This window comes from Nostoc sp. UIC 10630 (assembly GCF_010747425.1).
GTDB lineage: Bacteria > Cyanobacteriota > Cyanobacteriia > Cyanobacteriales > Nostocaceae > Nostoc.
In genome coordinates, this window is the sequence record NZ_JAAGOG010000058.1 from 25,331 (window position 1) to 39,611 (window position 14,281).

A 14,281-nucleotide genomic window follows, 5' to 3' on the forward strand; every position below is an offset into this window, starting at 1 on the left:
TGGTGGGTGTCACACTTCTGCTAAACAGGAGGGTGAACAATGAAAATCACCAAACACCGACAAAAAATTCTGGATACACTTCAGCAATGGTTCAGCATCCATAAACAAGGACCAACTCTAGAAGAGTTGTGTCAAGAACTCGGAATGCAACCACGTCAGAAAGCAACAGTTCAGAAGTGGTTACAAACTATGCGTGGTATTGATGTGGAATGGGATGACCACAGCGCCCGCAGTCTTCGCCTCTTCACATCTGAACCGGAAAAACCCTCCTTACAGCTACCTATTACCGATACTCTACGGTATCTAGCTACTGGCGTGGTGCAGTGGGAAAAACTTGAGCTAGAAAAGCGAAGTCAAGTACCAGAAGCCCTTCGCATTGGGATGTCCCGTATGTACTTAACTTCTTTATTGCGAGGAGAACAAGCCCCAGAGAACCTACCCCAATTTTTTAATTGGGCGGAAACATCAATTACTTCTTGGAAACCAGCCCAAGAGATTAAATATCTTTCGCCAGATGTCAGCGTTATAGAAGACGGAGTAGTTTCCGATTTTGCTACAGAATGGCAAGTTTCGGGTAATGATGTGGTGGCGCAGGTACAAGAGTCAGTACTGAAAGATGTACTGGAATACTGTCGAGGAAATCAGTTAGAAGATGCTTATCGCGCTTTTCGACAACTGATTATTACTAAACCCACTCTTCATTACTCAGAATATCGGCAACAGCTACGTCTACCCGAACTCAGACCACTGCGGGAGTTATTGTTACGGTTAGAAATCTATGTCGATATGGATAAGTTGGCAGAGGGCAGCGTCTATCATCTGTGTCCGCGCTGCAAGTATGTGCAACGCCAACGCCCTGATGGTACATATACCTGCCGTAACCCTTGGTGTGAAAGACTTTGTGCAACCAGCAACTTTCAACCATTACCACCTATTTCTAAAGAAAAGGCAGCAGACTGGAAAGCTGTTACCCCTGGCGTGCATTTGTACGGTACGCTTCCAGGAATTTGGGAAATTCAACTTCAAGAAGAACTTACAAAATTGGGTTTGCGCGTTACTCTCTGGCCTTTTGTCGATGAATTTGACTTACTTGTAGAGTTCCCGCCCAAAGTTCGCTGGGCAATTGATTTTAAAGATTGGGCATCCGTGGATGAAGAACGTTTGCGAAAGGTGCAGTATCGGCGTGATGCAACGGAAACTTTTGTAGTTTTTCCAGATGAACGCGAGGAGTATTTGCGGATAAAGGTAGTGCGCGAACAACTAGAACCTGAACTTGAAGGGGTGCGTTTGCGCTTATTTAGCGAAATCATCACTCAGGCTCAAACAATTTTAGGGAAGAAAAATAATGCGTGACACCATTAGCTGGCGCAAGGATCTGTGTAAAAAACTCCGCAACTCGGATGAATTACACCAGTATATAGTATCTAGTTTAGTTAACGCAGATACTAAAGTACAACAGCGAGAACTTAAGCGTCTTGCCCAACTCATTGCTGATGTGGAATTGGGATTAACCCTACTTAAGGAAGTAGCACCTGAAGAACCTGCAACTTCTGTGGAAGCTTTGCTGAAAGGATATCACTTTCCAGTTGAACAACTACAAAGCGATCGCAACTGGCAACTTATACAAAATGCTCGTTTCTATTTGATTAAGCGTAAAGGCAGACAATGGCTGCGAGTTCTTCAGGAGTACATCAACTTACCTGAAATTATTAGAATATACAGCCTTGAAGAGGCAAGGAATGTTCCTCAACCTATTCCATCCAGTACCTACCCAACTCGTTTAGAGAAGATATATCTTCCAACCTTATTAAAAACTCCACAGCATAGAGAACGAAAAGTCAAATTAGCAGATGAGGGACGGTGGTATGCCAAGATTTCCCAAAAGGGTAACTCTCCAGTTGAGGTTCCGATTGATATTCCCAAGGAAGTTGCTAACATAGCACCTTCGTCTTTAGTAACTCTTCGTCGCACACGGACTAAGCAGAATCCACAGTGTAGCGTTACCCGTGAAGAATTAATACTAGCTGCCCAAGAAATGGACGATAAATTGTCCCAGTTTGGGCAACAAGAAAATTATCGTAACCGCTTGGAAAATATCCTCTTCCAGCTATACGATGCTGAATCAGATAATTTCCAGCACGGTGATCAGCTAACTTTAGAGGGTCTTATCCACATTGTTGGGCTTTTGAATGTGGGCAAGTCTACCCTGTTGGAAATTCTGATTTACTTCTTTGCTAAACAGGGAGATCGCTGTGGTTTGATGGTGAATGATGTTGCTACAGCAGTGCGCCTCGCTTCTTTGTTCTGCCACAAATTAGGAATTCCTGCTGCCCCAGTGTTGGGTAGTAAACGCCAAGAGCAACTGGCAAAAGTCTACGAACCTATTCTCAAAAGTGAGGGTGAGGAAGTTACTAAGGGAGGGATGCACCCTGCATGGCGTTGGTTTAGTCCAGTCTGTCCACTTTTAGCTCTAGTGCAATCAGAAGATAAGTGGGAATTTGGCAATGAACCTTGTCACAAGCTTTATCAAAAAGTTCTTGTAGCTGATAATGATGATTCTGATGATGAAGACTGGCAGGAAAGTGATAAAAAATACACTTGTCCCTTATATTACAAATGTCCACGTCACCATTTAGAACACGATATTGCTACAGCCTTAATCTGGATTTTCACCCCTGCTAGTTTCATTCATACTCGTGTACCCCGCCAGGGATTTGAACAAGACTTGACCTTTGCTGAGGCTGTTTATCGAGAATGTAAATATCTATTTGTTGACGAAGCCGATCGCGTACAGATTCAGTTTGATGAAGAGTTTGCTCCCGATGAAGTCTTAGTCGATGCTTCTGGAAACTCATTTTTAAATAAACTCGGATTGAATCTTGCTACGATTTACAATTCCGATCGCAGTGATATGGCAGGCGATCGCTTTCTTGCTTGGACAAGCGCACATTACCATACCCAAAATGTTACTAACCGTATCTATCACCTACTCCTCACCCACTCTAAATTGGTTGCGTGGTTGGGGCCACTTCCTTTTACAGGTCGTTCTCTATTTGCTCGGATTATACGTGACCTAGTTGATCCGCCTGAGATTCCTGTCTCAGCGAAACAGAAATTAACTCGCCAACAAATCATGGAAGAACGGCGTAAACGTATCATTGAAGCAGACTTGGCTCCCACAGAGCAACGTCGCCGCCGCAAACAAATGATGGATCAACTAGATGGATTTTTACAACATCCGCTCAATCCCCGTCGTGGTGGTGAACTTTCAGGTTTGGCGTTGACAATATTAACTGCGGAAGATGACCGTCAAGCCTTAGCTGAAATTGCTCCTTGGTGCAAAAGATGGATAGAAATCCATAATCTTTCTCTACCAGATGAGACTCAATTTGAGGAACTAACCCGAAATCTCCAGTTTACAATTTTAGTCACCATACTCGACAACCGCCTGGGTTTTATAGTTGATAATCTGAGCGACCTTGGTCGGGTAATTAACTTGCACGACTCAAGCCAAGACCTTTTACATCGTCCACCGGATGACTTCCTCCCAGTTTTACCAGAATCGCCAGTAGGAAATATTCTAGGTTTTTTGTATAAGCAAGAACGTAGCGCTAAAAAAGCTGGCAAGCTGGACTATTTCCGCTATGTAGGTGTAGGTCGTGCGTTACTGTTAAATTTCCCAAAACTGTTTGCAGTTGATGATTGGCAGGGCCCACATACTGTTTTGATATCAGGTACTAGCTACGCTCCAGGTTCGCCAGCTTATCACATCAACATAAAACCCACTGTATTGTTGCAATCTAGAACTGGTGAGGCAGGTATAGCTGAAAGTCAATTTTTCTTTAGTCCTAAACAGAATCCGCAAGCCAACTATATTGCTTTATCAGGATTACCACCTGCAAAACGCAAACTTGCTGCTAAAGAAATGGTCGAGGCTATGTGCTACTCGGTAAGAGGTGGGGAGAGTTTTCTAGATGGGGTATTTCAGGATTTAGAACAGCGAAAACAACAGCAACCTGAATGGTGGAGCGATCGCGATCGCATCTTGATTGTCGTGGGTAGTTACGATGAATCCGAATGGGTCACGTCTATCTTACAATCGCGCTACCGTTTCGATGTAAACATCAACGATGACGGCATTGCTACCCTCCGTCGTGACAATGCTCCTACTCATCTTCATGGGATTCTGCGAAGCGAAATCAGGAATTTACAACATTTACCCACCCAGATTGTAGTTGCTCCTTTGATGGCTCTAGAGCGGGGTCATAACATCTTGAATGCTCAAGGCAAAGCTGCATTTGGTGCAGTGTTATTCCTCAATAGACCTATGCCAATCCCTGATAACTGGCAATCTACTGTTCAGCAACTCAATGCTTGGGCACTGAAGCACGAAAAAGACTCCACTCTTTATGAAGAAGCTCAATCAATATCGGGGAACCTAACCCTAACTCAGGTTGCAGATATTTTCTACCAGAATGCTGTTGCCGAGATGGTCAACTTGAACTATACGGCATGGGCTTTTAAACAACTAACACAAGGAGAGCGATCGGTACTTTGCTGGACTCAGTTAGTGAGTATTTGGCAAATTATCGGGCGTTTAGTGCGTGGTGGTGTACCAGCAGTAGTCCATTTTATAGATGTGAAATTCGCCCCAAATTCAGCCATTGGCGAACAAGACAGCGAAAGTACTTCACTTTTGGTTGCCATCATCAAGGTGTTGGAACCTTATGTAGAAGGTGAGGATGTGCTGGCGCGATCGCTCTATGGAGCTTTTTTAAATGCGTTGAAACAAATGAGAGAAAGAAACTTAAACTATGACTAAAATTATTCTTCCTGGTGCTTGGGAACTTACTGCAACGAATCCAACATGCGAACTTTATGCAATGTATGTTCCTACTACATGGCGACAAGTCGCCAACAACCTTGCTCAACAGCGTGCCAGACTCCAAGGTAAAAGTTATCGGGCTGTGCCAGTTTATTCCCTCGATCCCCTGGTAGTTGGTAGTTTTCCCAAAATTATCAAGACTTTGCGTAATGGCTGGCAAAAAGACAATATACCTTGGTTATTAGCAACAGGAACTACAGGACTTTCTGACCTTTCTGACTTAGGTAATTTGATCAAAGATTGGTTAATAGAAGAATTTAGTTCCTTGGAGGATGTTGAGTCACAGCTTGCAAATCTGAATAATGCTGATTGGCAATGGGGAAATTCACAAAGCTATAAATTACTCCATCCTCAAAACAAAGTCGAAACAAGCAACCTTTACCAAGCAATTCCAGATTACCTTGCTAAGGAGTTTCTCGAAAATCCAAGAGTTTCCTTTGGTGTTGATGAGCAGTATCAATTGACATTTTACCGAGTAGTCAGCCTCCAAGGTGCTGAGTTGATGTCATGGCCTCCCTGCGAAGTTACGGTAACTAAAGGAAAGGAAACAACAGAAACAGCATACATCTCATTTGTCATTGAGTTTGTTTTGCAAACAGTTCCCTGGCGCGAAAAACCTATTGTTTATCATCATTTATCAATTCGACGGTGGCTGACTAAACCTCTGAAAGTACCTTATCCAGGTGTGAAAGCTCATATTGGTGATAACCGTCGGTGGTTAGATGGACAACGCCAACCCTTTTGCTTTATTCCACTGACGATGAACCGTTATGGAAAGGAAGTAAAGTGGCCTCAAGCCATCAGCAATCTTCTTTCTCTCAATGACTCTCAACTTCCTGACGCAAATAATTTCGTTTCTAACCCAAATCATAACTGGTCAGGTGTCAACACAATTCCTAGTGGTATCCAAGCTGCGATCGCATACACTTCTAAATTAGGGGAACCGCCCTGTTTTCCTGGTGTCAGTCCACAAGATTTAGCTAGTTTAGATCAAGCTATTGAAGCGCATCTTCCTGTTCAGAGAGTGGGTGAGGCTGAAAGGGTGACAGGTAACGTTTTTATTTTCTGGCCTTTAGAGAAACCCAAACAGAAAATTTTTCGCCCTCGTGCTAATGAAGATAACCAATCTACCAAGCCTAAAAAAGCCAAAAAATCTAACGATCCTAATCATTCACATACACCAATGCTGCGACCAAAATTAGCAGCGCCAGCAGTATTTCGTGAAGCTGAAAATCCTCTTCACACTATACTTATTTTGTGGGAGACTCCACAATGTCGTGATGCACTAATTGCTGAAATTTGCCAGTTACTGTATTTATCACCCACAAAGGTAGAAAACATCTATCAAGGTTTATACGGTTCTTTATATATCAAGACTCAACATGTTTGCGACCTCACACAAGACCTGGAAATTAAACATTTCTCCGAAGTAAGAAAAAATTATCAACAGCAACGCCCTGATTTATTAGTAGAGCGCATTAACAAGATTACAGAATTTATACCCCAAACTAAAGAACTAAGTGGGGCATTAATCGAAATTAGACGCAAACCTCGTATATCCGAGGCTGATCCCAAGTTGGCGTGGCGAATTGGAGCAATGAAGGCAGGCTATCTCAATCAACACATTCACCGAATAACCACCGAAAATGATGCAGAAAAGCTGAAAAAATCTGGTTTGGAACCAGTGAAACGAGCAGTATCAGACTTACTAAGACAATTTGGGATTTTACCCGATACTCCTTTAATTAATCCCAAAAAAGATGGCATTGATCCTGATGTTTGGTTAACGTGCTTTTATGTCCTACGCCGTACTCGCAAAACCAATGCCGAAAACATTCCCAAAACTGTTGTTTTGATGATCAGAGTTAATCCAATAACAGCTAAAGTAGAATTAACAACTCCTGATTTATTTAAAGAACAAGGCTGGATATCATATCCTGTTGGACTCGCGCATCTTCTTAATGAAGACTGGGATTCTAACTCTTATGATGAAAGTAATGAAGAGCTTGATGATGAACAAAAGCGCCAAGAGCAAACCAAAGAACAAAGGCTAATCAATAAGTTCGTTGCTGAATGTTTGCAAGAATGTTTAAATACTCCAATTACTGATAATAAACCCCCGCGTGTACTGTTCATGGCAGAGGCACTAAATGCCCGCAAAATGCTGAACTGGCTACAAAACCAAAATTTACTGAATAATGACCCACTGCAAGCATTAAAACAGTACCTTTCACAACAAGAAATCAATCGTCTGTGGGTTGTGCGCTTACGAATTGCAGATACTGGTGAAGTACCAGTTGCTATTGTTAAAGATTCTCCTGGGAGCCGAACTAGTGGAGTTTACCGATGGCGCAGTGTGTGTGATGATGGGGAGCGATCGCTCTACCTGAGCGTTAGGAAGGCGTTGTATACTGAACGAGGCACAACAATATTACAAAAAAATCAGTCTCGCCTTGACAATGGCAGCAGGCAACCTGGAAGAGCCAGAATCTTAGAAATAGCCTTGATTTATCACCCAGAAATCAAGGGCGACAAGCTAGCTCACTTTGTCCACTCTCTCAGAAGTCGCTGGCCTTATTTTGCAAATGACGTTTCCTTGCCTTTGCCTTTTCCCTTTGCAATCAAGGCTAAAGAGTATGCTGTCAGTACTAAAGATCCAGTGGAATCCTCAGAGACTGACGATTCCAATTTTTAACAACGAAACTACCTTTCAGATTTTGCAACAATTTTAAATCGTTGGCTGTTAACCGCAAAGATTGGTAACAATAGGAATAAGCACAACGTTTTCCTAAAAAACAGTTTTATGAGCAATACCAGTAATTTTCGTGAAGCTATCCGTGAGGCTAAATCTCACGCCCTCGTTGGCCCAAACGTAATCGCCAACGCCCTCCCCTACGTCGGTGGTGGATTGGTGCTAACGGCATTAGGAACCTACGGCGGTTTGGGAGTTATCCGTGCTAACCCCGAAATCTTCTTTCCCACCTTCATCGGTGCGGTGATTTTGGAGCTAGTTTTGTTCTTTGTTGCCCAAAATGTTGCCCAAAAAGGTAACAAGGGTCTTGCGCTACCCCTGTTGGCAACCTACAGCCTCTTGTCTGGATATACCCTCAGTGGCTTGGTATTTGTCGCTTTGAGATCCCAAGGTGTTGGCATTCAAGGTATTGGTTTAGCAGCCCTTGGTTGTGGCGTTACCTTTATAGCTGCTCGTCAAATTGGGTCAAATCTTTCTGAACAAGATGGCATGGCTTTGACAAAAACCATCAATCTTGGCGTTATCGCCTTGGTGGTTGTGTGCCTTGCCCAATTCGGGTTTGCTATGTTTGGTGTTTACACGCCAAATTGGTTAGAAATCGCCATCTCCGGTTTAGGAGTATTCCTGTTTGTTGGGGTTTCTGTTGTCGATTTCTACATCTTGCCCCGCACTTACAGCGATGACCAATATTTGCCTGCTGCTTTGTCGATGTATTTAACTTACATCAACTTGTTCGTCTTTATCTTGCGGTTGCTAATTGCCATCAATGGCCGCGATTAATTGTCTGTAGGCACTAACAAAAGTCAAGTTCTATAAAGTTAAAACCGTGGTTAAATTTTTAGCAACCACGGTTTTTTTTTCGTTTTAATAGTAGAATATGTAGATAAGTTTAGCCTCAAGTGAGCAAAACTATGCTTGAACTCTTAAATATCAAAATTGAAGTAGAAAAGTTGTCTAATATCTTGGGTAAGGCTGAGGACTGTCTTTGACCTCCAATATTTGACTGCAAGAATTCAATATTTAGATCAAGTAATTGCTCAACCGGATTTTTGGAATCATCCAACCCGTGCTTATGAAGTACTTCAAGAAATTGAATACTCCATATTCTACAAGCATCAGGAATATCAGCGCTGGTGTTCGATTCTAGAAGATATCAAGGCTGCGTTGGAATTGCTGGAATTATCAGCCGATGAGCAATTGTGGCAAGAGGTGCAAAGCAACCTTACCCAACTCCAACAAGAACTCGAAACAGCAGAAATACAACAATTATTGTCTGACCCCCATGACCAAAAAGGTGCATTTTTAACTATTACTGCTGGGGTTGGTGGTGTAGATGCTGAATATTGGGCATATACCTTATTGCGGCTGTACCACAGTTGGGTAGTTAGTCACAATTATTTAGTGGATATAGTCGAAGAATCTTATGGAGATGAGGCTGGCATTAAATCTGTAACCTTAGAAATTATAGGTCGCTACGCCTATGGTCTCCTTAAATCAGAACAAGGAACCCATCGCGTAATAAGAGTTTCTCCCTTTAGCAGCAACAGCAAACTGCATACTTGCCTAGCCAGTGTAGAAGTCAGCCCGATTTTAGATGAGTCTGTTGATTTTGAGATTCCAGAGAAGGATTTGGAAATTACTTGGCCTCGCTATCAGGGGAATGTCAACCGGACAGAAACGTGGGTAAAGATGGTTCACATTCCTACAGGAATTAGTGTATTTTGTAACCAACAGCGCAGTCTGATGCAAAACAAAGAGAAAGCCTTAGCTATTCTCAAGAGTAAACTGTTTGCGATTGCACTAGCCCAAGATGTCCAGATTGACAAAATTCAACCCCGACAGATAAAACCTCTATCCAATAAACTCATCCGTGAATATATCTTGCATCCTTACACTAAGGTGAAAGATTTACGTACCAATGTAGAAACAACTGCTGCAACAGAGGTATTAGACGGTAAGATTGATTTTTTTATCAAAGCCTATCTGCAACAGCTAAATTACACTACTTCAGTGGGCAAAGAAGAGCTTGATAATTTCAAGTAATTTTTGTAGCTTAATACAAGTGGTGCGGCGAGAAATTGCCCAACTACAGCTAAAATTAATAGATACAAGTAGAATAAAGAGCGATTTTCCAATCCAAAGCGCTCTATCTATCATTACAGCAAGCATTATGGATGTCCTAGAACTGAAACGCGAAATCGAAACGTTGTCTGGCCGCCTGGGTAAAACCCAGGACTATCTTTGACGTACCTGCACTGACAGCCAAAATTCAAGACCTCGAAAAAATATCCGCTCAACCAGAATTTTGGAATGAGCAAACCCAAGCCCAACAAACGCTACAAGAACTCAATGACCTGAAAGCCCACCTCCAGCAATATGATCGCTGGCACGCCAATCTAGAAGATACTAAGGCAGTTGTTGAATTGTTGGAGTTAGAAACCGATGAGGCACTACTCCAAGAAGCAGAATCTACCATCACTAAACTGAATCGTGACCTGGATCAGTGGGAGTTACAACAGTTACTTTCCGGCCCCTATGATGCCGAAGGTGCTGTACTGACAATTAGTGCTGGCGCTGGTGGCACAGACGCTCAAGACTGGGCATTTATGCTGATGCGGATGTACACCCGTTGGGGCGAAGCTCACGGCTATAAGGTAACTTTAGCTGAAGAATCGGAGGGTGATGAAGCCGGAATTAAATCGGCAACCCTAGAAATTACTGGTCGCTATGCTTATGGTTACTTGCGATCGGAAATGGGTACACATCGCTTAGTGCGGATTTCACCTTTTAATGCCAACGGCAAGCGACAAACCAGTTTTGCAGGGGTGGAAGTGATGCCGCAGATTGATAACTCTGTGCAATTAGATATTCCAGATAAAGATTTGGAAATCACCACAACTCGGTCTGGTGGTAAAGGTGGGCAGAATGTCAACAAAGTAGAAACTGCGGTTCGGATTGTTCACCTTCCTACAGGACTTGCTGTGCGCTGTACAGAAGAGCGATCGCAACTGCAAAATAAAGAGAAAGCCCTAAATCGCCTCAAAGCAAAGCTTTTGGTCATCGCCAAGGAGCAACGCGCCCAAGAAATTGCCGAAATTCGTGGCGATATGGTGGAAGCCTCCTGGGGAAACCAAATCCGTAACTATGTCTTCCACCCTTACCAAATGGTGAAAGACTTACGTACAAGTACAGAAACAACGGCGATTGGCGATGTGATGAATGGCGAACTTGATCCATTCATCCAAGCTTATTTGCGCCAAGAAAACAAATTAGTAGAAAACCCTGACTCATAATTTGGGATTATTTGCAAGTGCTAAGTAATGAATTCTTAACATTACTTAGCACTTTTGATTTTTGAGGATTTTAGATTGGCGCGTTTTCAGAGAAATTTCTGAGTAATATGCAAGCGATCGCCATTCTATCCCAGACCAACTGTTACAGTTATAAAAGAGTCTGTAGACAAATAACTATGAGCAACTCTCCTTCAACAGAACCTCAACCTAGCTACGTAAAACTCGCCATGCGAAACATGGTGCGGAAGGGTGCAACTTCCCTGAAGCATTTTGCGTTGACTGCTGTAGGGCTTTTAGCTCTCCTTGTCGGTCTTGCTTACTTAACTCACTAAGCTAGTCATTAGTCATTAGTCATTAGTCATTAGTCATTAATTATATTTAAAAGGACAAAGGACAAAGGACAAAGGACAAAGGACAGTCAACCCTAAACCTCAGACAAGGAGACTATGTGCCCCTGAGCGTTGAACTATATGTGGAGGATTCTTTTTACGATTTGTCTCTGACAACATCTGTAAAAATTACTGACACTGATACTCGAATTCCTCCTGAAACTTGGGAAAATTGGTTTAATAACTGGTTGGAAATACTTCAACCTCAAATTCCGCCAGCGCCAAGTTATGAAATTGGGCTGCGTTTGACAGATGACTCGCAAATTCAAGAACTGAATGCTCAGTATCGTCAACAAGATAAGCCTACAGACGTTTTAGCTTTTGCTGCTTTAGAAGTGGATTTTCCGCAAAGCAAAGAAATGCTTGCATCTGTACCATTATACTTAGGTGACATTATCGTGTCTGTAGATACAGCACAGCGTCAAGCTAAACAGCAGGAACATAGCTTACCAACTGAACTAGCTTGGTTAGCATCTCACGGTTTATTACACCTGTTGGGCTGGGATCATCCTGATGAAGAAAGTTTGGGACGAATGTTAAAACAGCAAGTAAGATTGCTGAATGCGATAGGTATTGCTATTGACATAGAATAGCAGTAGTTATGTGTTCTTAATGTTAATTTTGGGTAATACTTTTATAATACTTCTGTGCAAATTTGCTTAAAGATTGCCTCAAAGTTAATTCTGCCATTAAGATCGGCGAATATTCCCACTGTAGCAACTCTATTTTTGTATTTTTAAGTCTATGTCCCCAAAAATTTCTTCATCACCAACGCCTACCTCGTTACAAACAGTGGTGTCTAACGAACGGGAATTTTCCTGGAAAGTAGCTTCTAATTTATTTGTTAGTTTTAAATATGCCTGGGCTGGAATCAGCTATAGTTTTCAAACTCAACGTAATTTTCGCATCCACGTAAGTGTTTGTGCTTTAGCGATTGGTTTAAGCGTTTTTTTGCACCTGCAAGCTGTGGAAATAGCGGTAATTGGTATAACTAGTGGTTTAGTTTTGGCATTAGAGTTACTAAATACAGCGATCGAGTCTCTTGTGGACTTAACCGTTAAGCAGACATATCATGAATTGGCAAAAATCGCTAAAGATTGTGCAGCTGGTGCAGTTCTTGTCTCTGCTTTGGTAGCAGTGCTGGTAGCTGGTACGCTATTGCTCCCTCCTCTGGTAAGGTTAATTATATCCGCTTTGTAAATATGATTTGCGTAGGCGTAGCCCAACCCAGGCATCGCCAAGTGACTTGGTAAGAGGATCGCACTCTACCCAATTCACTGTGGAGAAGACATTATAAGAAATTAAAAATCTAAGAAGTGGCTTGTTATAAAGTAGCCGCTTCATATTTATGTGTCTACGTTAGCGTTATTTTTATATCTAGCGAACAATATAGTATCAGTAATCTGATGAGAGCTAAAAACCAGGAGTGATGAGCTTTGATTATAGTTATCGACAATTACGACAGTTTTACATATAACTTAGTGCAATATCTGGGAGAATTGGCAGCAGAATTCTCAGTAGCAAATGATATTAAAGTTTTTCGTAACGACAAGATATCCATAGATGAGATTCGGGCATTAAAGCCGGAAGCCGTAGTTATTTCTCCTGGGCCTGGCCGCCCGGAAGATGCGGGTATATCCTTAGAATTGATTGAACAGCTAGGACAAGATTTGCCAATTTTAGGTGTCTGTTTAGGACATCAAAGCATCGGTCAAGTATTCGGTGGTAAAATAATTCCTGCTCCAGAGTTGATGCATGGCAAAACTTCTCAGGTATCTCACACTGGGGTGGGGGTTTTTCGGGGATTAGAAAATCCTCTCATCGCCACTAGGTATCATAGTTTGGTAATCGAACGTGAGACTTGCCCAGATGTGTTAGAAATCACCGCTTGGGTTGAAGATAACACCATCATGGGAGTGCGACACCGGAACTATCCTCACATTCAGGGTGTCCAGTTTCACCCAGAGAGTGTCCTGACATCTTCAGGAAAACAGTTATTACGAAACTTTCTCGAACAGTTACAGTCAAGAGCATAATTAATGAAACGACGACAGTTGATGGGCTATGCTGGGGCGGGGTTGGCCACAGCTTTAGTTACTACCTTGGGTTCTAAATCTCAAGCTGACGCACAATCTAGCGGTTTATCAGTTCAGTGGTTGGGTCATACTTGCTTTCTTTTTACTGGTGGTGGTGCGAAAATTCTCGTCAATCCATTTCGGACGGTTGGCTGTACTGCTAAATATCGACTACCAAAAGTTGCAGCAGATTTGGTACTGATTAGCAGTCAATTACTGGATGAAGGTGCGGTGGATGTACTACCGGGAAATGCAAAACTCATCTACGAACCAGGAGTTTATGAGTTTAAAGGTATAAAGTTCCAAGGAATTGCTATAGACCACGATCGCAAAGGTGGTAAGCAATTTGGCTCAAATACTGCTTGGAGCTGGAAGCAAGGCGGGATTAATATCTTACACTTAGGGGGAGCCGCCGCACCTATTTCCATCGAGCAAAAAATCTTGATGGGACGACCCGATGTACTATTCATTCCAGTGGGAGGCAGTGCAAAAGCCTACAATGCTCAAGAAGCAAAGCAGGCTATTCAAGTATTAAATCCCAAGCTGGTGATTCCGACCCATTACCGGACACAGGCGGCTGATGCTGCTAAGTGCGATATTTCACCACTTGATGATTTTTTGACCTTAATGCAAGGTACGACAGTGCGGCGTAGCAATGGAGATAGTGTTTCCATTAGCCCTGGTAAATTGCCAGAAAATGCGGAACTTCAGGTTTTAACTTACAAATTTTGAAAAATAGGGGATACGAGGATGAAGGAGTAGGGAAAGATGAGGAAAAACAATTCCTAACTCCTAACTCCTATTTCTAGCTTTTAGAACGTATACCAGTCTGAACCAAGCTTATCTGCATCGTTGATGGGATTCTCAACGGCTGTTGTCCCATCTAT

At 42.5% G+C, this 14,281-nt stretch carries 11 protein-coding genes; all 11 read left to right on the forward strand.

The genetic code is table 11. The features are described 5' to 3' along the window. Positions 1 to 39: 39 nt before the first annotated feature. The 11 genes from G1O98_RS15830 to G1O98_RS15880 all read left to right on the forward strand — a co-directional run bounded on the left by G1O98_RS15830 (position 40) and on the right by G1O98_RS15880 (position 14,126). Positions 40 to 1,353, forward strand: a complete 1,314-nt coding sequence (locus G1O98_RS15830; protein WP_163929672.1) for a homeobox domain-containing protein — start codon at positions 40 to 42, stop codon at positions 1,351 to 1,353. Further along, positions 1,346 to 4,822: a hypothetical protein gene (locus tag G1O98_RS15835; RefSeq protein ID WP_163929673.1), complete on the forward strand. Its 3,477-nt coding sequence runs from the start codon at positions 1,346 to 1,348 to the stop codon at positions 4,820 to 4,822. The genes G1O98_RS15830 and G1O98_RS15835 overlap by 8 nt, the downstream gene beginning before the upstream one ends. Then, positions 4,815 to 7,580 (forward strand): DUF3962 domain-containing protein, encoded by a 2,766-nt coding sequence (locus G1O98_RS15840; protein WP_163929674.1) that lies wholly within the window; start codon positions 4,815 to 4,817, stop codon positions 7,578 to 7,580. The genes G1O98_RS15835 and G1O98_RS15840 overlap by 8 nt, the downstream gene beginning before the upstream one ends. Before the next feature lie 108 nt (positions 7,581 to 7,688). Further along, positions 7,689 to 8,417, forward strand: coding sequence for a Bax inhibitor-1 family protein (locus tag G1O98_RS15845; protein WP_163929675.1), 729 nt, complete (start codon positions 7,689 to 7,691; stop codon positions 8,415 to 8,417). Positions 8,418 to 8,548: 131 nt separating this feature from the next. Further along, positions 8,549 to 9,680 (forward strand): PCRF domain-containing protein gene (locus G1O98_RS15850; RefSeq protein ID WP_163929676.1). Its coding sequence is split into 2 segments (ribosomal slippage): positions 8,549 to 8,623 and positions 8,625 to 9,680, totalling 1,131 coding nucleotides; the frame shifts between segments, so codons are not numbered across the junction. A gap of 127 nt (positions 9,681 to 9,807) precedes the next feature. Continuing rightward, positions 9,808 to 10,930, forward strand: a protein-coding gene (gene prfB / locus G1O98_RS15855; RefSeq protein ID WP_163929677.1) for a peptide chain release factor 2 whose coding sequence is annotated in 2 segments (ribosomal slippage) — positions 9,808 to 9,879 and positions 9,881 to 10,930 — 1,122 coding nt in all. Because the reading frame shifts where the segments join, the coding sequence is not laid out codon by codon here. A 176-nt stretch (positions 10,931 to 11,106) separates the two neighbouring features. After that, positions 11,107 to 11,262, forward strand: coding sequence for a DUF3285 domain-containing protein (locus G1O98_RS15860; RefSeq protein ID WP_012408076.1), 156 nt, complete (start codon positions 11,107 to 11,109; stop codon positions 11,260 to 11,262). Positions 11,263 to 11,384: 122 nt separating this feature from the next. Further along, positions 11,385 to 11,912: an rRNA maturation RNase YbeY gene (gene ybeY / locus G1O98_RS15865; RefSeq protein WP_163929684.1), complete on the forward strand. Its 528-nt coding sequence runs from the start codon at positions 11,385 to 11,387 to the stop codon at positions 11,910 to 11,912. A 151-nt stretch (positions 11,913 to 12,063) separates the two neighbouring features. Further along, on the forward strand, positions 12,064 to 12,519 hold the full coding sequence (locus G1O98_RS15870; RefSeq protein ID WP_163929678.1) for a diacylglycerol kinase family protein: 456 nt from the start codon (positions 12,064 to 12,066) through the stop codon (positions 12,517 to 12,519). A gap of 236 nt (positions 12,520 to 12,755) precedes the next feature. After that, positions 12,756 to 13,355, forward strand: a complete 600-nt coding sequence (locus G1O98_RS15875) for an aminodeoxychorismate/anthranilate synthase component II (protein ID WP_114084118.1) — start codon at positions 12,756 to 12,758, stop codon at positions 13,353 to 13,355. A 3-nt stretch (positions 13,356 to 13,358) separates the two neighbouring features. Further along, positions 13,359 to 14,126 (forward strand): MBL fold metallo-hydrolase, encoded by a 768-nt coding sequence (locus G1O98_RS15880; protein ID WP_163929679.1) that lies wholly within the window; start codon positions 13,359 to 13,361, stop codon positions 14,124 to 14,126. The last annotated feature ends 155 nt before the right edge of the window (positions 14,127 to 14,281 follow it).